This window comes from Alicycliphilus sp. T452, from assembly GCF_054512775.1.
Window position 1 is genome coordinate 95581 of sequence record NZ_JBTNEH010000001.1, and the last position, 20913, is coordinate 116493.

At 70.4% G+C, this 20913-nt stretch carries 19 protein-coding genes; 8 read left to right on the top strand and 11 right to left on the bottom strand.

Translation table 11 applies throughout. The features are described from left to right. Window positions 1-18: 18 nt before the first annotated feature. Complete coding sequence (locus ACX12L_RS00420; protein ID WP_459260748.1) at window positions 19-2658, bottom strand: ABC transporter permease; 2640 nt, start codon at window positions 2656-2658, stop codon at window positions 19-21. 132 nt (window positions 2659-2790) lie between these two features. Between ACX12L_RS00420 and ACX12L_RS00425 the strand changes: the two genes are divergently transcribed. Then, complete coding sequence (locus ACX12L_RS00425) at window positions 2791-3219, top strand: Hsp20/alpha crystallin family protein (RefSeq protein ID WP_459260749.1); 429 nt, start codon at window positions 2791-2793, stop codon at window positions 3217-3219. Window positions 3220-3228: 9 nt separating this feature from the next. Here ACX12L_RS00425 and ACX12L_RS00430 read toward each other — a convergent pair whose 3' ends face one another. The 3 genes from ACX12L_RS00430 to ACX12L_RS00440 all read right to left on the bottom strand — a co-directional run bounded on the left by ACX12L_RS00430 (window position 3229) and on the right by ACX12L_RS00440 (window position 5192). Beyond that, entirely contained in the window at window positions 3229-3891 is a 663-nt protein-coding gene (locus ACX12L_RS00430) for an ABC transporter ATP-binding protein (RefSeq protein WP_459260987.1), read from the bottom strand. Between the two features lie 70 nt (window positions 3892-3961). After that, window positions 3962-4924 (bottom strand): tRNA (adenosine(37)-N6)-dimethylallyltransferase MiaA, encoded by a 963-nt coding sequence (miaA, locus tag ACX12L_RS00435; RefSeq protein ID WP_459260750.1) that lies wholly within the window; start codon window positions 4922-4924, stop codon window positions 3962-3964. Beyond that, window positions 4914-5192 carry a hypothetical protein gene (locus tag ACX12L_RS00440; protein WP_459260752.1) on the bottom strand — a complete coding sequence of 93 codons (279 nt, stop codon included), beginning with the start codon at window positions 5190-5192 and terminating at the stop codon, window positions 4914-4916. Before ACX12L_RS00440 ends, miaA begins: the two co-directional genes overlap by 11 nt. Window positions 5193-5379: 187 nt before the next feature. Here ACX12L_RS00440 and ACX12L_RS00445 point away from each other — a divergent pair, with 187 nt between their 5' ends. Continuing rightward, window positions 5380-6324 (top strand): 2-hydroxyacid dehydrogenase, encoded by a 945-nt coding sequence (locus tag ACX12L_RS00445; protein WP_459260753.1) that lies wholly within the window; start codon window positions 5380-5382, stop codon window positions 6322-6324. Here ACX12L_RS00445 and ACX12L_RS00450 read toward each other — a convergent pair. Together ACX12L_RS00450 and ACX12L_RS00455 are read right to left on the bottom strand one after the other, a co-directional pair. Continuing rightward, window positions 6321-6767, bottom strand: coding sequence for an HIT family protein (locus ACX12L_RS00450; protein WP_459260754.1), 447 nt, complete (start codon window positions 6765-6767; stop codon window positions 6321-6323). The two genes, ACX12L_RS00445 and ACX12L_RS00450, sit on opposite strands and share 4 nt — an antisense overlap. Window positions 6768-6877: 110 nt before the next feature. Continuing rightward, window positions 6878-7900 (bottom strand): porin, encoded by a 1023-nt coding sequence (locus ACX12L_RS00455; protein ID WP_459260755.1) that lies wholly within the window; start codon window positions 7898-7900, stop codon window positions 6878-6880. A gap of 240 nt (window positions 7901-8140) precedes the next feature. On the opposite strand from ACX12L_RS00455, the gene ACX12L_RS00460 reads away from it, so the two are divergent. From ACX12L_RS00460 to ACX12L_RS00485, 6 genes are all read left to right on the top strand, one after another. Further along, window positions 8141-8764 carry a Crp/Fnr family transcriptional regulator gene (locus ACX12L_RS00460; protein ID WP_459260756.1) on the top strand — a complete coding sequence of 208 codons (624 nt, stop codon included), beginning with the start codon at window positions 8141-8143 and terminating at the stop codon, window positions 8762-8764. A 276-nt stretch (window positions 8765-9040) separates the two neighbouring features. Further along, on the top strand, window positions 9041-11134 hold the full coding sequence (locus ACX12L_RS00465) for a sensor domain-containing diguanylate cyclase (RefSeq protein ID WP_459260757.1): 2094 nt from the start codon (window positions 9041-9043) through the stop codon (window positions 11132-11134). Between the two features lie 136 nt (window positions 11135-11270). Continuing rightward, complete coding sequence (locus ACX12L_RS00470) at window positions 11271-12860, top strand: ABC transporter ATP-binding protein (RefSeq protein WP_459260758.1); 1590 nt, start codon at window positions 11271-11273, stop codon at window positions 12858-12860. Then, on the top strand, window positions 12847-13917 hold the full coding sequence (locus tag ACX12L_RS00475; RefSeq protein WP_459260759.1) for an ABC transporter permease: 1071 nt from the start codon (window positions 12847-12849) through the stop codon (window positions 13915-13917). The genes ACX12L_RS00470 and ACX12L_RS00475 overlap by 14 nt, the downstream gene beginning before the upstream one ends. Then, window positions 13917-14837, top strand: coding sequence for an ABC transporter permease (locus ACX12L_RS00480; protein ID WP_459260760.1), 921 nt, complete (start codon window positions 13917-13919; stop codon window positions 14835-14837). Before ACX12L_RS00475 ends, ACX12L_RS00480 begins: the two co-directional genes overlap by 1 nt. A gap of 43 nt (window positions 14838-14880) precedes the next feature. After that, window positions 14881-16041, top strand: a complete 1161-nt coding sequence (locus ACX12L_RS00485; RefSeq protein ID WP_459260761.1) for a BMP family ABC transporter substrate-binding protein — start codon at window positions 14881-14883, stop codon at window positions 16039-16041. Window positions 16042-16154: 113 nt separating this feature from the next. Here the strand turns inward: ACX12L_RS00485 and ACX12L_RS00490 are convergent, their stop codons facing one another. The 5 genes from ACX12L_RS00490 to ACX12L_RS00510 all read right to left on the bottom strand — a co-directional run bounded on the left by ACX12L_RS00490 (window position 16155) and on the right by ACX12L_RS00510 (window position 20710). After that, window positions 16155-16847, bottom strand: a complete 693-nt coding sequence (locus tag ACX12L_RS00490) for a hypothetical protein (protein ID WP_459260762.1) — start codon at window positions 16845-16847, stop codon at window positions 16155-16157. A gap of 362 nt (window positions 16848-17209) precedes the next feature. After that, window positions 17210-18508: an NAD(P)/FAD-dependent oxidoreductase gene (locus tag ACX12L_RS00495; protein ID WP_459260763.1), complete on the bottom strand. Its 1299-nt coding sequence runs from the start codon at window positions 18506-18508 to the stop codon at window positions 17210-17212. Further along, window positions 18505-19251 carry an amino acid ABC transporter ATP-binding protein gene (locus ACX12L_RS00500; RefSeq protein ID WP_459260765.1) on the bottom strand — a complete coding sequence of 249 codons (747 nt, stop codon included), beginning with the start codon at window positions 19249-19251 and terminating at the stop codon, window positions 18505-18507. Before ACX12L_RS00500 ends, ACX12L_RS00495 begins: the two co-directional genes overlap by 4 nt. Continuing rightward, window positions 19248-19913: an ectoine/hydroxyectoine ABC transporter permease subunit EhuD gene (gene ehuD, locus ACX12L_RS00505; RefSeq protein WP_459260767.1), complete on the bottom strand. Its 666-nt coding sequence runs from the start codon at window positions 19911-19913 to the stop codon at window positions 19248-19250. Before ehuD ends, ACX12L_RS00500 begins: the two co-directional genes overlap by 4 nt. 26 nt (window positions 19914-19939) lie before the next feature. Continuing rightward, window positions 19940-20710 carry an ABC transporter substrate-binding protein gene (locus ACX12L_RS00510; protein ID WP_459260769.1) on the bottom strand — a complete coding sequence of 257 codons (771 nt, stop codon included), beginning with the start codon at window positions 20708-20710 and terminating at the stop codon, window positions 19940-19942. Window positions 20711-20913: the final 203 nt, after the last annotated feature.

Consider the following 20913-nt stretch of genomic DNA (forward strand, 5'->3'; position numbering starts at 1 on the left):
GGCGCCTATTGTGCGGCCCTACCAGTCTTCCTTCACGGCCATCACCGCGTCCCGCCCCGCGGCCTGGCGGCCCGCGAGCCAGGCCGTGAGCGTGCCCACCGCCACCACGGCACCCGCCAGGGCCGCCAGGCGCGGCCAGGGCAGGGCCATGTCCATGGTCCAGTGGAAGCTCTGCGGGTTCACCACGTGCACCAGCACCGCGGCCACGGCCAGGCCCAGCAGCAGGCCGGCCAGCGCGCCCACGGCCGTCCAGGCCGCGCCCTCGCCGGCCACCACGGCCAGGATCTGCCGGCGCGTGAGGCCCAGGTGGACCAGCAGGCCGAACTCCTTGCGCCGCGCCAGCACCTGGGCGCTGAAGCTGGCCGCGACCCCGAACAGCCCGATCGCGATGGCCACGGCCTGCAGCCAGTAGGTGACGGCGAAGCTGCGGTCGAAGATGGCGAGCGAGCGCGCGCGTATCGCCTCGGCCGAGGTGATCTCCAGCGCCGCGGCGGCCGCCTCGCCCAGGTCCACGCGCGCCCGGGCCAGCACCTGGGCGCGCAGCGCATCGGCGTCCGTGTCCGGCGCGGGCCACAGCGCCAGGTCGCTGGCGCGCCGGTCGCCCGTCAGGCGCGCGAAGTCTTCGCTGTCGAGCGCGATGGCGCCATGCTGGCGCACGTAGTCGCGCCACACGCCTGCTATGAAAAACGTAGCTTCCAGCGCTTGCCCATCAAGCACTGAGGGCCTGAAAGCCTCTGAAAGAGCGGGCCAGTCCGCGCCCGGCCTGGCGCCATACAGGTCGGCCGCCGCCTCGCTCACGTACACGCCCACGCGCCCCGGTGGCACGGGCAGGGCGGGGCCCACCAGCGGCAGGGCCCGGGCCGGATCGCCCCCCAGGGGCCGCGCCAGCAGCGCCACGGCCGGGCGGCTGGCCTGCAGCTGCACGCTGCTGCTGCGCAACGCCTGCACGCGCGCCACGCCGGGCAGCCGGGCCAGGGCGTCGGCGAAGCCGGGCGGGAAGACGGCGGCCTCGTCGCCGCCCGCCACGCCGGCGGCGCGCAGGTACAGCGGCGCGGGCAGCACGCTGTCGAGCCACTGGCCGACCGATCCGCGGAAGCTGGTCACCATCACCGTCAGGGCCACGGCCAGGCTCAGGGCCGCGACCACGCCGCCCACGGCCACGGCGGCGCCGGCGGGCATGCGGCGCGCGCGCTCCAGCGCCAGCAGGGCCAGGGCGCTTTCCGCGGCCAGCGGCGCCAGCCGCGCAAGCAGGGCCTGCACCAGCCAGGGCAGCAGCGCCATGCCGCCGACCAGCAGCAGGCCCACCGCCACATAGGCCGCAAGCGGTATGCCGAAAATGGGCGGAACGCTTGCCAGCAAAGCGCTGGCAGCTATCAAGAAGATACCGGCCCAGGGATGGCCGGCGCGCCCGCCCTGGCTGCCCAGGCCCTTGAGCGTCTGCGCCGGCGGCAGGCGCTGCGCCTGGCGCGCCGGCCACCAGCCGCCCGCCAGGGCCGCGGCTACGCCCAGCAGGCCGTAGACCAGGGCGGCCGCCGTGCTCCACTGCAGCGCCGGCTGCACGCCCGCGAAGTAGCCACCGCCCAGGTCGCCGCCGAGCAGCCGGAGCGCCAGCGCCGCCAGGGCCGCGCCCAGGGCGATGCCGGCCACGCTGCCCGCCAGGCCCAGGGCCGCGGACTCCAGCAGCACCAGTGCCAGTCGCTCGCGCGGCGTGGCGCCCAGCACGGCCAGCAGCGCCAGCTGCGGCGCGCGCTGGGCCACGCTGAGCGCGAGCACCGAGAACACCAGGAAGGCGCCGGTGAACAGCGCCACCAGGGCCAGCACCGTGAGGTTGACGCGGTAGGCGCGCGAGAGGCTGTCCACGCGCTGCACGGCGTCCTGCGGCGCGGCGAACTGCACGCCCGCGCTCCAGCCGGGCAGGGCGGCCAGCGCGCGTTCGAGCGCGGCGCGCGTGCCGCCCGGGCGCAGCCGCAGGTCGATGCGCGTGAGCTCGCCCGCACGGCCGAACAGGTCCTGCGCCGCGCCTATGTCCATCAGCGCCAGCGGCGGGCCGCCCGCGGTCACCGTGCCGGCCACGCGCACGCTGTGCGTGGCCAGGCCCGCCTGCAGCGTGATCGGCGGCGTGCGCGCGTCGATGGCGCCCAGGCCCAGCGCCTGCTGCGCCGCCGGGTTGAGGAACACCGTGGCCGGCGCCAGCATGGCCAGCCGGTCGCCGCCCTCGGACACGCGCGGCGCCAGGGCCGGGGCCATGGCGGGCAGCAGCAGCGCGTCGGCGCCCAGCACGCGCAGCGGCACGCCGGCGCGCGCCGCACCGCTGCGCGCGCGCACGGGCAGCTCCAGCCAGGGGCTGGCGATCTGCACCTGCGGCGCTGCCGCCACCAGGCCGTAGAGCGATTCGGGCAGCGCGCCGCGCGTGGCGCGCAGCTCCAGGTCGGGCTGGCCCTCCACCGCGCGCACGGCCTGGCTGAATTCCTCCAGCGCCGAGGCGTTGATCACGTGCACCGCGAAGCCCAGCGCCACGCCCAGCATGACCGCGGCCACGGCGGCTGCGCTGCGCCAGGGGTGGCGGCGCAGCTCGTGCCAGGAAAAGGTGCGCACAAGGGCGGGCAGCATGGGCCGATTGTGCGGCGCCGTGGCGGCCGCGCCGGATTTGCGCCACATCAAACTCCCTGGGCCCGGAGCCCTTGAACCCTCGGACCCTGGGGCCTATATAGGTTGCAGCAGGCAGGATCCGCCTGCCCGATGGCCCGCAGGGGGTCTTCGTTTTCATCGTGTCAAGGAAGGAGCTACATCATGAATTCGCTGGTCAGCCGTGGCAGTCTGTTCGACGATTTCTTCAAGGACTTCGCGCCCGGTTTCTATGTGCGTCCGCTGCACGGCGAGGGGCTGCCCGCACCCTCGCAGATCAAGATCGACGTGAAGGAGGACGATGCCGCCTATACGGTGCAGGCCGAGGTGCCGGGCGTTCCCAAGGAGGACATCAACGTCTCCATCGACGGCAACGTGGTGAGCCTGCGCGCAGAGGTGCGCCAGCACGACGAGAAGAAGGACGGCGAGAAGGTGCTGCGCAGCGAGCGCTACTTCGGCTCCGTGGCGCGCAGCTTCCAGCTGCCCGTGGACGTGGACGCCGCCCAGGCCAAGGCCAGGTACGACAACGGCGTGCTCACGCTCACGCTGCCCAAGAAGCAGGGCAACAAGACGCAGCGCCTGGCGATCGAATAAGCCAGGGGATCATGCCGCCGGGCGGATGCCCTGCGCCGTCAGGCGCAGCACCCTGTCCGCCCGGTCCGCCGCGGCCTGCGAGTGGGTGACGAGCACGAGCGCGGCGCCATGCCCGCGGGTCTGGGCGATGAGCAGGTCCATGATCCGCGCCGCCGTGCCGGGGTCCAGGTTGCCCGTGGGCTCGTCCGCCAGCAGCAGGGCGGGGCGGTGCACCAGGGCCCGCGCGATGGCCACGCGCTGCAGCTGGCCGCCGCTGAGCTGCTGCGGCAGCCGCCCGCCCAGGCCCTCCAGGCCCACGGCGGCCAGCATCTGCTGCACGCGCGCTCCGTCGGGGCGGTTCAGCAGCAGCAGCGGCAGGCCCACGTTCTGCGCCACGTCCAGGTGCGGCAGCACGTGGAAGGCCTGGAACACGAAGCCCACGTGGGCGCGGCGCCACAGGGCGCGCTGCGCGTCGTCGAGCGCGGCGAGATCGGTGCCGCCGGCGTGCACGATGCGGCCCGCGTCCCAGCCGTCCAGCCCCGCCAGGCAGTTGAGCAGTGTGGACTTGCCCACGCCCGACTCGCCCACGATGGCGAGGAACTCCCCCGCGCGCAGCGTGAACTCCACGTTTTCGAATACGGTGGCCGCGCCGTAGCGCTTGGCCAGGGCCTGCACGCGCAGCAACTCGTCCATGGGGGTCATTGGATAACCTCCGTGCTTCGCACCGCGGTGCGAGCCCCCTTCGGAACGGCCGGGCGGGGGCTCATGCGCCCAGGTGGCGGCGCACGGCCTGCAGCAGCCGGGCGGTGGCGCCGGGCGCGTCGCAGGCGATGGCGTGGCGCTGCGGCATGCCGCGCAGCCAGGTGATCTGCCGCTTGGCGAGCTGGCGCGTGGCGGCGATGCCGCGCTCGGGCAGGCTGGCCAGCGGGTGCAGGCCGTCGAGCGACTCCCACGCCTGGCGGTAGCCCACGCAGCGCATGCTGGGCAGGTCGGCATGCAGGTCGCCGCGCGCGCGCAGGCGCATCACCTCGTCGAGGAAGCCCGCGGCCAGCATGGCGTGGAAGCGCCGGGCGATGCGCTCGTGCAGCCAGGCGCGGTCCTGCGGTTCCAAGGAAAAAAGGGCTTCAGCGCTTATTGGGCGGGCGCTGGAAGCTCCTGTTTTGGTAGTGTGAAAGCTCGACAGCGGCCGGCCCGAGACGTGCCACACCTCCAGCGCGCGCTGGATGCGCTGGCTGTCGCCGGGCGCCAGGCGCGCGGCGGTGGCCGGGTCCACGCGCGCCAGCTCGGCGTGCATGCCGGCCCAGCCGATGGCGGCGGCCTGCTGCTCCAGGCGCGCGCGCACGGCGGCGTCGGCCGGCGGCATGTCGTCCATGCCGTCCATCAGCGCCTTGAAGTACAGCATGGTGCCACCCACCAGCAGCGGCAGCGCGCCGCGCGCGCGGATCTCGGCGATGAGCCGCGTGGCGTCTTGCACGAACTCGGCGGCGCTGTAGGGCTGCAGCGGGTCGCGGATGTCGATGAGGTGGTGCGGCACGCGGGCCAGTTCCTCGCGCGTGGGCTTGGCCGTGCCGATGTCCATGCCGCGGTACACCAGGGCCGAGTCCACGCTGACGATCTCCACCGGCAGCTGCGGCGCCAGCGCATCGGCAATGGCGAAGGCGGCGGCCGTCTTGCCCGAGGCCGTGGGGCCGGCCAGCGCGATGGCGGGAATGCGTTCAGCGGGCATGGGCGGGTTCCGGTTCGGCGTGGCGCTGCACCAGCGTCCGGGCAATGGCCGCCGGCGTCATCGTGAAGCCATCGAGCGCCGGGGCCATGCCCGCCGCCTGCGGGAGCGGCCCCACCGCGCCCGGCTGCCTCCAGGGCGCGGGCAGGTACAGGCTGGCGGCGGCGGGCTGGACGCCCGGCGGCAGGGCCAGCACCACGGCGGCGGGGCCCGGGGGCACGGGTGCGGCGGGCGCCTCCTGCGTGCCGATGGCGGCGGACGGAACGGACATGATGCGCGCGAGGGTAGCAGAGTCGGCGGTGCGCGGCGCCAGGCTCCCATCCACGCGCCGGGGCCAGCCGGGCCATGCGGTGCAAGAACGCCGAATTTGCACGAAAATGCCCTGTACCGCCCTGCATGCAAGCGAGAGCAGCTATGAAAAACATAGTCCACCTCCGCCATTTCGAGTGCCGCACACCATGACCTCCGCAGCCCCCATTCCCCTGCTCGTGCTCAACGGCATGTCCCGGCAGCACCTGGACCAGATCGGCCGGCGCTTCGACGTCTGCTACGCCCCTGCGCCCGCGCAGCGCGCCCAGGCCATCGCCGGGCAGGGCGCGCGCTTTCGTGCCGTGCTGACCATCGGCTCCGTCGGCCTCACGGCGCAGGAGATCGGCGCCATGCCGGCGCTGGAGCTGGTGTGCGCCCTGGGCGCGGGCTACGAGAACCTGGCGCTGGACGCGGCCCGCGCGCGCGGCATCGCACTGGCCAACGGCGCCGGCACCAACGACGATTGCGTGGCCGACCACGCCTTCGGCCTGCTGATCGCCATCGTGCGCGGCATGCGCGTGCTGGACCGGCAGTGCCGCGCGGGCGTGTGGCGCGACGCGATCGGCCTGCCGCCCAATGTGTCGGGCAAGCGGCTGGGCATCTTCGGGCTGGGCACCATCGGCCGCAAGATCGCGCGCCGCGCGGCGGGCTTCGACATGGAGATCGGCTACCACAACCGCAGCCCGCGCGCCGGCGCGCCGCACCGCTACTTCGACAGCCTGCACGCCCTGGCCGCCTGGTGCGACGTGCTGGTGTGCGCCACGCCCGGCGGCGCGGCCACGCACCACCGCGTGGACGCCGCGGTGCTGCAGGCCCTGGGCCCGCAGGGCTACCTGGTGAACATCGCGCGCGGCAGCGTGGTGGACACGCAGGCCCTGGCCGCCGCGCTGCGCGATCGGCGCATCGCCGGCGCGGGGCTGGACGTGTACGAGAGCGAACCCGCGCCGCCGCAGGAGCTGATCCACCTGGACAACGTGCTGCTCACCCCGCACGTGGCCGGCTGGTCGCCCGAGGCCGTGCAGGCCAGCGTGAACCGCTTCCTGGCGAACGCCGAGGGCCACTTCGCGGGCCGCGGCGTGGTGTCGCCGATCTAATCCGATTGCAGCGCCGCGCGCAGGCGCCCGGCGTAGCCTGCGAGCACGGCCGCCGGCGGCTCCTTGCGCGGCCAGGTGAGGGCGATGCCGTCGGCCTCGTGGCGCGGCACCACGTGCATGTGAAAGTGCGCCACGGTCTGGTCGCCCAGCACGCCGTTGGCCTGCAGCAGCGTGAGCCCGGGCGGGTCGAAGGCGGCCTGCACGGCCAGCGCCACGCGGCGCGCGGTCTGCATCACGGCGGCGGCTTCCTCGGGCGTCGTGTCCAGCAGCGTGGCCGCATGGCGCCGGGTGGCCACGAGCACATGGCCCGGCGTGACCTGGCCTATGTCCATGAAGGCAATGGTGAGCGCGTCCTCATACACCTTGGCGCTGGGGATCTCGCCGGCCACCAGGCGGCAGAAGATGCACTGGCCGGGCGGCGAGGTGTCGACGAACATGGGCACGGCGGGGCTCCTTTTCTCTCGGTCGATGGGATGGCGCAGCATACGGCAGGCAAAACGAAGGGCACGCGGCGCCCGGCCGCGTGCCCTGTGCGGGAGGAGCGCAAGACGCTTCAGAAGCGGTGGCGTATGCCCACGCCGAAGCTGTTGCCCGTGGACTGGTTCGTGATCTTGTCGTTCATGTACATGGCGTACACGTCCGTGCGCTTGGACAGGTAGTAGTCGTAGCCCAGCGTGAAGGTCTTGCGGTCGAGGTCGGTGAACGACAGCTCGGTCCTGGCCCAGGACGCCAGCAGGCTGCCGCCGGCCAGGGGGGCCGATGCGCCCACCTGCAGGGTCTTGGCCTTGTCGGGGTTGTTGTCGGCCTTGGCCTGTCCGTAGCTCAGGTAGGGCTTGACCATCTTGAAGTCGTAGGCGGCGGCCAGCATCCAGTCCTTCTTGGTGGTGCCCAGGTAGGTGCCCTGGCCGGGGTTGCCGATCTGGGCGCGCTCGTAGAAGCCGGTCAGCGTCAGCGGGCCGCCGGAGTAGAAGAAGTTGGCGCCGACGTTCTTCTTGCCGTTGTCGCCCGCCTGCTCGCCGAACTGGTACTGCAGGTTCGCCTTGAAGCCGCCGATGTCGGGCGTGCTGTAGGCGATCTGGTTGCTCCAGCCCGTGTCGGAGGGCACCGTGGCCTTCCAGCCCGAGGCGTTGAACAGCGGCACGTCCATGTGCAGGATCAGCGGCGAGAACGTGAACGAGTCGCCCAGCGGGTTGCCGACCACCGAGGGCAGGAAGTTGGGCGCCATCCAGCGGCCCAGCAGCACGGAGCCGAAGCTGCCCGACAGGCTCACGTTGGCGTCGCGCGAGAAGAAGGTGTCGCCCGGAAAGCGCCCCTGCGTGCCGTTGTCCACCTGGATGAACGAGGTGAGCTGGAAGTTGGCCTTGAGCCCGCCGCCCAGGTCTTCCGTACCCCTGAAGCCGAACCACGAGGTGGTCATGCCGCCGCTGTTGACGACGGATTTGCGGTCGGCATCGCCGGCCATCTTCATGGAGCCGGCGTACGCATCGGCCAGGCCGGTGACCTGGACGGAGCTTTGGGCGTAGGCGCCGGCGCAGCACAGCGCTGCCGCGGCCAGGGCAATGAGTTTCTTGGGCATGTGTAGTCCTTTGGTGCAGCCGACGAAGACCGGCATTGGGCATGTGGTTTGTATGCAATATTTGCACACACCTATCATCATCCGGAAATTTGCGCGGTGCGCATAGGCGGCAAAGGGTTTTGCCGGATTTTTTTGCGTCATCCAGACAGCGGTTGTTGCGCAAACCACCACAGATGAGGTAGTGGCGCAGATTTGATTTCCCTCAAAGCATAGACTGTGCGCGCACGGCACAGTCGTGCCATGTTCCCGACTCCTTCCTCCGACCAGTCCGCACAGATCGAGGTGGCCGCCGCGGGCGAGGTGCTGCGCGAGCGCCACCAACAACCGGCATCCGTGCTGTACCTGGACAACGGCCGTGTGCTGCTGGGCGTGCGCGAGGACGGCGTGATGCGCCACCAGCTGGGAGTGGTGGAGGGGCCGTTCTGGCTCGATGCCGCAACGGCCCTGCTGGATCAGCCCTGCGCCGTGGACATGGTGGCCGATACGCGCGTGCAGCTTCGCCGCATGCCGGTGGAGGATTTCAAGCGCAGCTTCGATGACCTGCCGCAGGCGGCCCAGGTGCTGGTGCGCGACATGGCCATCGGCTACTGCCAGCAGACCGAGCTGGCCGTGAGCCGCCTCGCGCAGGACGCCGAGGCGCGCTGCGCCCAATGGCTGCTGCGCCATGCGCACAACAGCGAGGACGGCGGGCTGCGCGTGACCCTGCACCAGCGCAAGCGCCTCATCGCCGCCCAGCTCGGCATCGCGCCCGAAACGCTCTCGCGCGTGCTGCGCCACCTGCGCGAGCATGGCCTCATCGCCGGCACGGGCAACGTGCTGAGCCTGCCGCAGCCGCGCGCGCTGCAAATGGTGGCCGGGTTCTAGATAGCTCGCCGCCTTTTGCGCGCAATTCGTAAACGGATTCGCCTGTTTCCAACAAAACAGGCGAATCTGCATCCGCCTGTTTCTATCTCGTCGTTTTCAGGACACGCTTCAGGGTTTTTCCTCCACGGCTCCCAGGGTTCCACCCAAGCCGGGGTATGAGGGCGCTGCTTATATTGGTCCGGACCCCGGTGCTTCACCGGGCTTCCAAGAGCCAGTAGTGATGCCACGCGCCATGCCCGATTTCTTCGCCCAGGGTGCTTCGACCGCGGAGCACCCATGACCCAGCCCGAGCATGCCTCCGCATTGTGGGAGCACGAGCCCGAGGATGCGGGCGCGCCGCCGTGGTTCCCCGGGCCGCTGGTGCGCAAGCTGCTGCTGGTGGCGGCCGCTGCCATCGTGCTGTCCGGTGCCCTGGCCGCCTGGTGGGTGTCGCACGCCATCGGCCAGGATTCCATGGACCGCCTGGTGAGCCAGCAAAACGACGAGGTGGAGTTGGTGGCGCGCCTGCTGGCCAGCAAGATCGAGCAGAGCCAGAAGGTGCTCTCCACGGTGGCCGACAGCATCTCGCCCGAGATGCTGGACTCGCCCGCGTCGCTGGAATGGCTGCTGCAGCAGGGCCTGCCGGCCGTGCGCTTCTTCGATGCCATGCAGGTGGCGCGCAAGGATGGCGACCTGAGGGTCAACCTGCGCTATGGCAAGCTCGCCAAGGCCTCCGACCTCGATCCGGTCGAGCGCGACTATCTGGTGCGCACGCTGCTCAACGGCAAGCCCCTGGTCTCGGGCCTGATCGGCAGCACCGCGGCCGACGCCCGCGTGATGTTCACCATGCCGCTGCTGCGCGGCGAGGGGCGGGTGATGGGTGCCGTGGCCGGCGTGCTGCGGCTGCAGTCCCAGGGGCTGCTGCCGCACTCGCTGGCGCTGCCCGAGCGCAGCGAGTCGCGGCTCATCGTGCTCACGCGCGATGGAGTGATCCTCTCGCACCCCACCCTGGAGCGCGTGCTGGGCCAGGTAAGCGACGAGCCCGGCCTGGGCGAGGTCTACGCGCAATGGCGCAGCGCCGACCAGCCGATGGCCGCAGGCGCCATGACGCAGCTGCACGGGACCCATGTGGTGAGCCTGGCCGCCGTGCCCATGCCCCAGTGGCTCGTGGCCCGCGTGAGCGATGCGCAGACCATGCTGGAGCCGCTGCACGGCGCGCAGCGCCGCGCTTGGTGGCTGGCCGCGGAGGCCACGGGGGCGGTCTGCGTGCTGGCCGTGCTGGCCATGGTCTGGCTGGCGCGGCCGCTGGCCCTGCTGCGCCTGCGCGCCAGGGCGACGCTGGAGGCCGAAGACCGGGAAGAAGGCGCGGGCGAGGCCGGCGCAGACGGGCCCTGGCCGCGTTCGTCGGGCGAAGTGGACGACGTGGTGCGCGTGTGCACCCGGCTGCTGGAGAGCAGGCGCCTGGGCTGGCGCGGCGCGCAGACGGTGGAACGCCAGCTGCAGGCGGTGCTCGAGCATGTGCCGCTGGGCATCGCGCTCACGCGCGCCGAGCATGTGGAGGCCGTGAGCCTGCAGGCCTGCCGCCTGCTGGGTTACACGCCTGAGCAGCTGCAGGGCTACAACCTGCTCGCGCTGCTGGCTCCGCAGGAGGGGGGCGTGGACGTGGTGCAGCAGGTGCATGCGGAGTTCGCCGCGCATGGCGTCTTCGACGGCGAATTGCCCCTGCTGCGCCAGGACGGCGGCACGCTGTGGGTGCGCGCGCAGGGCCAGCAGGTGCAGCCCGGCGATCCCGCGCGCGGCCAGGTGTGGACGCTGGAGGATTGCACCGCCGAGCGCGAGGCGCGGCTGCAGCAGGCCTGGGAGCGCACGCACGACCCGCTCACCCAGCTGCTCGACCGCACCGAATTCAAGCGGCGCCTGCAGGTGCTGCTGGCCGAGCGCGCGCAGCGCGGGCCGCAACCGCCACCCGACGATGGCGGCGGCGTGCTGCTGTTCCTGGACCTGGACCATTTCACGGTGGTCAATGACGTGGCCGGCCGCGACGTGGGCGACGCCGTGCTGCGCCACCTGGCGCGCCTGCTCGAATCCGAGGTGCGCCAGACCGGCTGGGCGGCGCGCCTGGGGGGGGACGAATTCGCAGTGCTCCTGCCCGGCGCCACCCTGGCGCGCGGCCAGGCCGTGGCCGAGCGGCTGCGCGCCGCCGTGCAGGCCTGGGAGCCCGCCTTCCAGGGGCGCAGCTTCACGCTGGGCCTGAGCATAGGCCTGGTGCCCCTGGTGCCGGGGCTGCGCGAGGTGTCGGCCGTGCTCCATGCGGCCGACATGGCCTGCTACGAGGCCAAGCGCGCGGGGCGCAACCGCATCCACCTGGGCGAAGTGCGCGCGCTGGCGTGACGGCGGCGGCGGGCGGGGCGCGCCGGCCCAGGATCGCGTCGCTACCAAAAGGCTAGCTGCTGGCGCGCATCGGGTCGGCGCCACATCCGGTTTTGATTCAATAAAGCGCAGCAAAAAACTAGGAGACAATCGCGCCATGAATCCCACCCCCCACTCTGCCCCCGCCGCCCCTGCCGCGGGCGAGCCGCCGCGGCTGCAGTTGACGGGCATCACCAAGAGATACCCGGCCGTGGTGGCCAACGATGGCGTGTCGCTCACGGTGCGGCCCGGCGAGGTGCATGCGGTGCTGGGCGAGAACGGCGCCGGCAAGTCCACGCTGATGAAGATCATCTACGGCGCCGTCAAGCCCGATGCCGGGCAGGTGCTGTTCGACGGCCGGCCCGTGCAGGTGCGCAATCCGCAGGAGGCGCGCCAGCTCGGCATCGCCATGGTGTTCCAGCATTTCAGCCTGTTCGACACGCTCACCGTGGCCGAGAACGTCTGGCTGGGCCAGGATAAGAGCGTGCCGCTGGCCGAGGTGGCGCGGCGCATCAGCGCCACGGCCTCCGAGTACGGGCTCGACGTCGACCCGCTGCGCCCCGTGCACACCTTGAGCGTGGGCGAGATGCAGCGCGTGGAGATCATCCGCGCGCTGCTCACCGCGCCCAGGCTGCTGATCCTGGACGAGCCCACCTCGGTGCTCACGCCGCAGGCGGTGGACAAGCTCTTCGTGGTGCTGCGCAAGCTGGCCGGCGAGGGCTGCAGCATCCTCTACATCAGCCACAAGCTGCACGAGATCCGCGCGCTGTGCACTGCCTGCACGGTGATGCGCGGCGGCAAGGTCACGGGGGTGTGCGACCCGTCGCAGGAGTCCAATGCCTCGCTGTCGCGCATGATGATCGGCGCCGAGCCGCCGCGGCTCGCGCTCCGCGCGCAGATACCGGGCGAGGTGGTGCTGCGCACCTGCTCCCTGAGCCTGCCGGTGGCCGACCCGTTCGGCGTGGCGCTCATCGATGTCGAGCTGGCCGTGCGCGCCGGCGAGGTGGTGGGCATTGCCGGCATCTCGGGCAACGGGCAGAAGGAACTGCTCCAGGCCCTGTCGGGCGAGGACCGGCGTGCCGAGGCCGCCATGGTGCAGCTGTCGGGCAGGAACGCCGGGCGCCTGGGCCCGCGCCGCAGGCGCGCCCTGGGCCTGCACTTCGTGCCCGAGGAGCGCCTGGGCCGCGGCGCCGTGCCCACCATGGGCCTGGCGCACAACCTGCTGCTCACGCGCAGCGAGGCCGTGGGGGCGGGCGGCTGGCTGCGCATGGGGCGGCTGCGGGAGCAGGCGCGCGGCATCATCGCGCGCTTCCAGGTCAAGGCGGGCGGGCCCGACGCGGCGGCCCGGTCGCTGTCGGGCGGCAACCTGCAGAAATTCATCGTGGGCCGCGAGATCGACGCCGGCCCGAAGCTGCTCATCGTCGCGCAGCCCACCTGGGGCGTGGACGTGGGCGCGGCCGCGCAGATCCGCGGCGAGATATTGCGGCTGCGTGACCAGGGCTGCGCGGTGCTGGTGCTGAGCGAGGAGCTGGACGAATTGTTCGAGATCTGTGACCGGCTGCATGTGCTGGCCAAGGGGCGGCTGTCGCCCAGCGTGCCGCGCGCCGAGGCGACGGTGGCGCGCATCGGCGAATGGATGAGCGGGCTGTGGCACGCCGAGGTGCAGGCCCACCTGGGCGCGGGGGAGGTCGGCCATGCTCAAGCTTGAGGCGCGGCCCCAGGCCTCGCGCCTGTGGTCCTATGGTTCGCCGCTGCTGGCGCTGGCGATCACGGTGCTCATCGGCGTGGCGCTGTTCGCGGCCCTGGGCAAGGACCCGGTGCGCGGCCTGCAGGTGTTCTTCTGGGAGCCCGTCAAATCCGCCTACGCCCTGGGCGAACTGGCCCTGAAGGCCACGCCGCTGCTGCTCGTCGCCCTGGGGCTGGCCGTGTGCTTCCGCTCGAATGTCTGGAACATCGGGGCCGAGGGGCAGTTCGTGATCGGCGCCGTGGCCGCCGGCGGCATCGCCCTGCTGGCCGACAAGACCACGGGGCCGTGGATCGTGCCGGCCATCCTGGTGGCCGGCGTGCTCGGCGGCATGGCGTGGGCGGGCATCACGGCGCTGCTGCGCGACCGCTTCAACGCCAACGAGATCCTGGTCAGCCTGATGCTGGTCTACGTGGCCACGCTGCTGCTGGGCTACCTGGTGTACGGGCCCTGGAAGGACCCCATGGGCTACAACTTCCCGCAGACGCGCATGTTCGAGCGCGTCACGCAGATGCCCAAGCTGTTCGCGGGCTCGCGCGTGACCATAGGCCTGCCGCTGGCGCTCGCGGGCAGCGCGCTGCTGTGGGTGTTCCTGTTTCGCACGCGCGCGGGCTTTGCGCTGCAGGTGGGCGGGCTGGCGCCGGCCGCGGCGCGCTACGCGGGCTTTTCGTCGCGCCGCGCGTTGTGGGCGGCGCTGCTGATCTCCGGCGCCACGGCGGGCCTGGCCGGTGCGCTGGAGGTGGCGGGGCCCATAGGCCAGCTCACGCCCTACGTGCCGGCGGGCTACGGCTTCGCGGCCATCATCGTGGCCTTCGTGGGGCGCCTGCACCCGGTTGGCATGGTGTTCTCGGCGCTGCTCATGAGCATGTTCTACATCGGCGGCGAGCTCGCGCAGTCGCGCCTGGGTTTGCCGAAATCGCTCACGGGGGTGTTCCAGGGCCTGCTGCTGTTCACGCTGCTGGCCTGCGACACGCTGATTGCCTACCGCGTGCGCTGGGTGTCTGCGCAGGGAGGGCGCTGATGGAATCGTACGCATTGCTGCTGGGCAGCACGCTGAGCGCCGGCACCGTGCTGGCCATTGCCGCGCTGGGCCTCCTGATCAACGAGAAGGCGGGCATCGTCAACCTGGGGGCCGAGGGCATGATGCTGTGCGCCGCCATCGCCGCCTTTGCGACCGTGGTCCACACGGGCAGCTTCGCGCTGGGCCTGCTCGCCGGCATGGCCGCGGGTGCGGTGCTGGCGGCGCTGTTCGGCGTGCTGGTGATCTGGTTCAACACCAACCAGTACGCCACGGGGCTGGCGCTGTCGCTGTTCGGCGTGGGCTTCTCGGCCTTCGTGGGCATCGGCTACGTGCAGGCCAGGCTGCCCGACACGCCCAAGTTCTCGTGGCCCCTGCTGGGCGACCTGCCCGTGGTGGGGCAGGCGCTGTTCAGGCACCACCCGCTGGTCTACCTGACCATGGTGCTGGTGGCGCTGATGGTGTGGTTCCTGTACCGCACGCGCGCCGGCCTGGTGCTGCGCTCGGTGGGCGAGTCGCCCGATTCGGCCCATGCGCTGGGCTACCCGGTGCGCCGCATACGCCTGGGCGCAGTGATGGCCGGCGGCGCGCTGTGCGGGCTGGCCGGGGCCTACATCTCTACCGTCTACACGCCGCTGTGGGTGGAGGGCATGGTGGCCGGGCGCGGCTGGATCGCGCTGGCGCTGACCACCTTCGCCACCTGGCGGCCCGCGCGCGTGCTGCTGGGCGCCTACCTGTTCGGCGGCGTGACCATGCTGCAGTTCCACCTGCAGGCCACGGGGGTGCAGGTGGCCAGCCAGCTGCTGTCCATGCTGCCGTACCTGGCCACCATCGTGGTGCTGGCGCTCATCTCGCGCAATCCGGCCTGGATACGTGCCAATATGCCGGCCTCGCTGGGCAAGCCCTTTTACCCTGGCGGCTGATTTTTCCCCTCTGCTTTTTTCCTCACCTCGTTGAAAGAAAGACATGACTGACCTGCGCAAGCGTTCCCTGTTCAAGCTGGCCGCCCTGTCGGCCGTTGCCGCCACGGCCCTGGCGGGCTGCGGCAAGAAGGAAGAGGCGGCACCCGCCGCGCCCGCGGCCGCGCCGGCTGCGGCGCCAGCGGAAAAACCCGTGCCTTTGAGGGTTGGCTTCGCCTATGTCGGCCCAGTGGGCGACGGCGGCTGGTCGTACGCCCACGACCAGGCGCGCAAGAAGCTGCAGGCCGAGTTCGGCGACCGCATCCAGACCAGCTTCGTGGAGAGCGTGCCCGAGGGCCCGGACGCCGAGCGCGTGCTGCGCGACATGATCACGCAGGGCGACAAGCTGATCTTCGGCACCACCTTCGGCTACATGGACGTGATGCAGAAGCTGGGCGCCGAATTCCCCGACGTGAAGTTCGAGCACGCCACGGGCTACAAGACCAGCGCCAACGTGCGCACCTACGACAGCCGCACCTACGAGGGCGCCTACCTTGCGGGCATCATCGCCGGCGCCATGACCAAGACCGGCACGCTGGGCGTGGTGGGGTCGGTGCCCATTCCCGAGGTGCTGCGCAACCTGAACAGCTTCACCCTGGGCGCGCAAAGCGTGAATCCCAAGATCAAGACCAAGGTGGTCTGGGTCAACGAATGGTTCAGCCCCCCGAAGGAGACCGAGGCCGCCACCAGCCTGATCAACGGCGGCGCCGACGTGCTATTCCAGAACACCGACTCGCCCGCCGTGCTCAAGACCGCGCAGGAGAAGGGCAAGCGCGCCTTCGGCTGGGACAGCGACATGACCGCCTACGGCCCCAAGGCCCACCTGGCATCCGCCGTGATCAACTGGGCGCCGTACTACATCAAGGCCACCAAGGACGTGCTCGACGGCACCTGGGCCACGGGCCAGAGCTGGTGGGGCGTGAAGGAGGGCGCGATCGACCTCGTCTCCATCGCCGAGGACGTGCCCGCCGAGATCAAGGCCAAGGTCGATGAGGTCAAGAACGGCCTGAAGAATGGCAGCTTCGCGATCTGGAAGGGCCCCATCGTGGACAACACCGGCAAGACCGTGCTGGAAAAGGACGCCGTGGCCGACGACAAGTTCCTCACGGGCATCAACTTCTACGTCAAGGGCGTGGAGGGACAGGTGCCGGGGGGCGAGAAGAAGTAGGCCGCAGGGCTTCCTGCGCCGAAAGGGCCGCCCGCATGGGCGGCCCTTTTTTCATCGCCGGGCCGTTTCGTTTCAAGGTAAATATTCACCGGAGGCACTGGGTCCGCCGAAAACTATCGGCTCGTGGAACGGCTCGGACGCGATCGGGCGGGCCCCATTCTCGGAATGGGATGGGCAGCAAGAAAATTCGTGACCTCCGCAAGAAGGACCGGGGCAATCGAATAGATCTCTGCTTCCAGTGAATCTGCCCGTCTGTGTGGTGCCCGTCCAAAAATCATGGCGAGCAGTATTTCTGCGCCTCCTGCGCTTTCTTGTGCCCGGCCGACCATTTCGTTGGCTTCTCCCTCGGGATCAACGATCCGCCCACTCACCCCATGGTGAAAGGGAGTGCGGACTTTTTTATATGTCGCTTCGAGCCACTGAAGCTCCTTGGAGTCAATCACTTCAAGGTCGGCGAGCTGTTGGCACATGGATGGGAACATTTCACCGCGGGTCAACCCCTCTGTCTCCCGGTCGATCTGGTTGAGAGCCAGGTGGAGTTGGGCCCTCGTCTTGCATTTCCTCTGCGTCAGCTTGCGAATCACCAAAAGATCACGGACCCAGATTTCAAGAAGCGTCGTGGAAAGCTCGATCGCCGCGAGCAGCATGCCGTTATTTATCGCATCGGCGATCTCATTGAGATACAGGCGGGATGCCCGGCCATCCACGCGCAATTCGAGCAAGGCTTTTGCAATGAGCCGTAGCTTCGATGCCGTGGGTTCTTCTACCCGTTGCGCCAGGCCACGGTGCTTCTTGGGTCCGCTCATCAGATCGAATTTTCAGAAGTCGGGGTCGTCAACCCGCAGAAGCGGCAAGGCCGTTCCCGCGTCCATTTGCGGGAAATCATGGCATACGCCATGGATGGTGTCATCTGCGAAGGGTGCCAGACGAGCGTGACCAGCGCGTGATCCTTGCCCGCAACCTGCTGGCGGCGCTGCGCAGCGGCCGCGTGTCATGGGAACGGGGCTGGCAGCGGGGAATGAGCATCGGACGATTGAGATGGCGCCGCCGGCAACTGGTCCAAGGGCAAGGGTGTGCTGCTCATGCCCGTGCCTGAACTGTGCCAGTTGGCCGGCATTGCCCTTTCGGGGGGCCGTGACTCGCGCAGCGGCGGAGCGTGGGGGCATTTTCATGCGCCCAGCCGATCCAGCAGGCTGTACCAGGCCACGCCGGCCGCGATGTAGAAGCGCTGCAGCCCATGCAGGGGAATGGGTTGCACGGGCGTGACCGGGAACGGGCAGGCCGCTGCGCTGCCGCCGGCTACCAGCGCCGCTGCGTGCCTGCCCAGGCTCGTGGCCATGGCGATGCCGCGGCCGTTGTAGCCCAGCGCCATGGTGATACCCGGCGCGGGCTGGTGCAGGTGGGGCATGAAGTCGCGCGTGACGGCGATGCGGCCAGCCCAGCGGTATTCGTACTGCAAGGGGCCGAGTTGCGGGAACATCAGCGCGACCGCGCGTTCAAGGTGCGAAAAGTCCTGCGGGCCCTGCGGGTCGGCGAAATGGCCGCGCCCGCCCATGAGCAGCCGGCCCTGTGCGTCCTTGCGGAAGTACAGAAGCAGCCGCTGCGAGGTCGAGCCCGTCTCGCCGCCGGGCAGGATGCCGTCGCCCGCCGGACCGAGCGGGCGCGTGGCCACGATGAAGCTGTTGGCCGCGAGCACGGTGCGTGCCAGCCCGGGCCACAGGCCGTCGGTATAGCCGTTGGTGCCCAGCACCACCTGCTGCGCCTGCATGCGGTAGCCCTGCGCCGTGGTGGCGATCCAGTGCGTGCCCTGGCGCTCCAGCGCCACCACGGGCGAACCGCCGTGCACCTGCACGCCCAGGCCCTGGGCCGCGCGGGCGAGGCCGCGCGCATAGGCCAGCGGCTGGACGCCGCCCGCGCGGCCGTCGAGCCAGCCGCCCGCGAAGGCCGGCGTGCCGATGCGCGCGGCCACGGCGGCACGGTCGAGCATCTCCACGCGCACGCCGCGTCGCTCCCACTGGCGCGCGCGCGCATGCATGCCGTCGACGGCATGCTGCGTGTAGCCCACCTGCAGCCAGCCCGCGCGCACCGGGGCGCAGTCGATGGCGTGGCGCGCGATGAGGCCGTACACCAGGTCTGCCGAGCGGGATACGGCGTCGATCAGCGGCTCGGCGCGCTCGGCGCCGTAGAGGCGCACCAGGTCGTCGGGGTCGTACTTGAGCGTGGGGTTGACCTGCCCGCCGTTGCGCCCCGAGGCGCCCCAGCCGGGCGCGTGCGCGTCGAGCACGCACACGCGGGCGCCGCTCTCTGCCAGGTGCAGCGCGGTGGACAGTCCCGTATAGCCCGCGCCGACGACGAGCACGTCGGTGGAAACCGATGCGCCGAGCGCGGGGGTGTCTGGCGCCGCGGGCGCCGTGGCGGCCCACAGCGATGGAGCCGCGGGGTGCGATGCGATGGAGCGGGTGTTCATGCCGCACCTCCCGCCGGTGCATGCAGCACGCGGCGCAGAAAGTCCTGCGTGCGCGCATGGCGCGGCGCGCCGAGCACCTGCGCGGCGGGCCCTTCCTCAACGATGCTGCCGCTGTGCAGGAAGCACACGCGGTCGGCCACTTCGCGCGCGAAGCCCATTTCGTGCGTCACCACGATCATGGTCATGCCTTCGTCGGCGAGCTGGCGCATGACTTCGAGCACGTCGCCCACGAGCTCGGGGTCGAGCGCCGAGGTGGGTTCGTCGAACAGCATGGCCTCGGGCTTCATGGCGAGCGCCCGCGCGATGGCCACGCGCTGCTGCTGGCCGCCCGAGAGCTGTGCGGGCCAGGCCTGGGCCTTGTCGGCCAGGCCCACCTTGCGCAGCAGCTCCAGCGCCTCGGCGCGAGCCTTGGCGGGCGCCTCGCCCTTCACGTACACGGGGCCTTCCATGACGTTCTCGATCACCGTGCGGTGCGGAAACAGATTGAAGCGCTGGAACACCATGCCCATGCGGCTGCGCAGCCTGTGGATGGAAGACGCGCGGTTGTCCACGCGCTCGCCGAAGGCGCGCACCTCGCCGCCCTGGTACGACTCCAGGCCGTTGATGCAGCGCAGCACCGTGGACTTGCCCGAGCCCGAGGGGCCGATGAGGCACACGACCTCGCCGCGCTCCACGCGCAGGCTCACGCCCTGCAGCACGCGGTGCTCGCCATAGGCTTTTTCGAGGCGGTCAATCTCGATCATGGCGTCTTCCTCCCCGTACCGAAGCGGCGCTCCAGCCGCCGCAGGCCCCAGACCAGCGGCAGGCTCATGGCAAGGTAGAGCAGGGCGACCAGGGTGTACACGGTCATGTTCTGGAAGGTGGACGAGGCGATGAGCTGGCCCGCGCGCGTCATCTCGGCCACGGTGATGGTGGAGACCAGCGACGAGTCCTTGAGCATCATCACCAGCGTGTTGCCATAGGGCGGCAGCGCGATGCGGAAGGCCTGCGGCAGGATCACGCGGCGCATGAGCAGCGCGGGGCGCATGCCCATGGCGAGCGCGGCTTCGCGCTGGCCGGGGTCCACGGCCTCGATGCCGGCGCGGAAGTTCTCGGCCTGGTAGGCCGAGTAGGCGATGCCCAGCCCGATCACGCCGGCCTGGAAGGCCGTGAGCTGGATCCCGATGTCGGGCAGCACGAAGTAGATGTAGAAAAGCTGCACGATGATGGGCAGCCCGCGGATCACGTTGATGACGGTGGATGCGCACACCGAGATGGCGCGCGCGGGCGAGAGCTTGCCGAGCGCGAGCACCAGCCCGATCATGCTGGACAGCAGGAACGACAGCACGGTGACCTGCGCCGTGACCACCGCTCCCTGCAGCAGGATGGGCAGGAACTCGCGCGCATGCTGCAGGAAGGCTTGCATGGCGTGTTACGGGACGGTGGCGGGGCTCAGATGCCCCATTTCTTGACGATCTGCGCGAGCGTGCCGTCGGTCTTGATCGCGGCGATGGCCTTGTTCAGGCGTTCGAGCGTGGCCGTGTCGCCCTTGCGCACCACGAGGCACACGTCGCCCACGTTCGAGGGCTTGTAGCCCTCGGCCAGCTTCACGCCCTGGAAGGTATTCTGGCGGATCTGGTAGGCGATGATGGGCTGGTCGCCCAGGCCCGCCTTGATGCGGCCGAGCGCGAGGTCGCGCGTCATGTCGGCCACCGAGTCGTAGCTGCGCACCTCCTTGAAGATGCCCTTCTTCTGCAGCATGTCGAGGAACACCGTGCCCACCTGGGCGCCGACGATCTCGCCCTTGAGGTCGTCGAGCGTGGCGTAGGCCTTGGCATCGTCGGCCTTGACGATCAGGCCCTCGCCGTAGGAATAGACGGGGTCGCTGAAATCCACCACCTGCTGGCGCGCCGGCGTCTTGAGCATGGCGGCCGAAACGATGTCGATCTTGTTCGACGTGAGCGAGGGAATCAGCGCCGAGAACACGGTCTGCTGCACGCTCACCTGGAAACCGCCTGCCTTGGCCGCGGCCTGGATGGTGTCCACCATCATGCCCTGGATGCTGTTGGTCTTCACGTCCAGGAAGGTGAACGGAATACCCGTGGCCGTGGCGCCCACGTTGTAGGTGGCGGGCGCGGCGCCTTGCGCCGCGGCGAGCGTGACGGCGCCGGCGGCACAGAAGCCCAGGGCGATGCGATGAAGGCGGCGGATGAAGCGGTGCATGGTGTTGACTCCTGTGACGACCAAGGGGGGAAGGCCTTCCGGGGCGCCGGGGATGGGTCTCGGTGCGTTTCCGTGGGGCAAGGTGCTGCAAGAAAGCGGCAATGATCAATTCAAATAAATCTTTAATGAATAGATGAAAACCACTAAAAGATTCAATTGAATCGATATTCGATATTTGAATGTGCAAAAGCTATACTCCGGCC

Coding starts and splice junctions, on each gene's coding strand:
- ACX12L_RS00420 (WP_459260748.1), bottom strand. CDS start 2,658: ATGTGGCGCAAATCCGGCGCGGCCGCCACGGCGCCGCACAATCGGCCC.
- ACX12L_RS00425 (WP_459260749.1), top strand. CDS start 2,791: ATGAATTCGCTGGTCAGCCGTGGCAGTCTGTTCGACGATTTCTTCAAG.
- ACX12L_RS00430 (WP_459260987.1), bottom strand. CDS start 3,891: ATGGACGAGTTGCTGCGCGTGCAGGCCCTGGCCAAGCGCTACGGCGCG.
- miaA (WP_459260750.1), bottom strand. CDS start 4,924: ATGCCCGCTGAACGCATTCCCGCCATCGCGCTGGCCGGCCCCACGGCC.
- ACX12L_RS00440 (WP_459260752.1), bottom strand. CDS start 5,192: ATGTCCGTTCCGTCCGCCGCCATCGGCACGCAGGAGGCGCCCGCCGCA.
- ACX12L_RS00445 (WP_459260753.1), top strand. CDS start 5,380: ATGACCTCCGCAGCCCCCATTCCCCTGCTCGTGCTCAACGGCATGTCC.
- ACX12L_RS00455 (WP_459260755.1), bottom strand. CDS start 7,900: ATGCCCAAGAAACTCATTGCCCTGGCCGCGGCAGCGCTGTGCTGCGCC.
- ACX12L_RS00460 (WP_459260756.1), top strand. CDS start 8,141: ATGTTCCCGACTCCTTCCTCCGACCAGTCCGCACAGATCGAGGTGGCC.
- ACX12L_RS00465 (WP_459260757.1), top strand. CDS start 9,041: ATGACCCAGCCCGAGCATGCCTCCGCATTGTGGGAGCACGAGCCCGAG.
- ACX12L_RS00470 (WP_459260758.1), top strand. CDS start 11,271: ATGAATCCCACCCCCCACTCTGCCCCCGCCGCCCCTGCCGCGGGCGAG.
- ACX12L_RS00475 (WP_459260759.1), top strand. CDS start 12,847: ATGCTCAAGCTTGAGGCGCGGCCCCAGGCCTCGCGCCTGTGGTCCTAT.
- ACX12L_RS00480 (WP_459260760.1), top strand. CDS start 13,917: ATGGAATCGTACGCATTGCTGCTGGGCAGCACGCTGAGCGCCGGCACC.
- ACX12L_RS00485 (WP_459260761.1), top strand. CDS start 14,881: ATGACTGACCTGCGCAAGCGTTCCCTGTTCAAGCTGGCCGCCCTGTCG.
- ACX12L_RS00490 (WP_459260762.1), bottom strand. CDS start 16,847: ATGAGCGGACCCAAGAAGCACCGTGGCCTGGCGCAACGGGTAGAAGAA.
- ACX12L_RS00495 (WP_459260763.1), bottom strand. CDS start 18,508: ATGAACACCCGCTCCATCGCATCGCACCCCGCGGCTCCATCGCTGTGG.
- ACX12L_RS00500 (WP_459260765.1), bottom strand. CDS start 19,251: ATGATCGAGATTGACCGCCTCGAAAAAGCCTATGGCGAGCACCGCGTG.
- ehuD (WP_459260767.1), bottom strand. CDS start 19,913: ATGCAAGCCTTCCTGCAGCATGCGCGCGAGTTCCTGCCCATCCTGCTG.
- ACX12L_RS00510 (WP_459260769.1), bottom strand. CDS start 20,710: ATGCACCGCTTCATCCGCCGCCTTCATCGCATCGCCCTGGGCTTCTGT.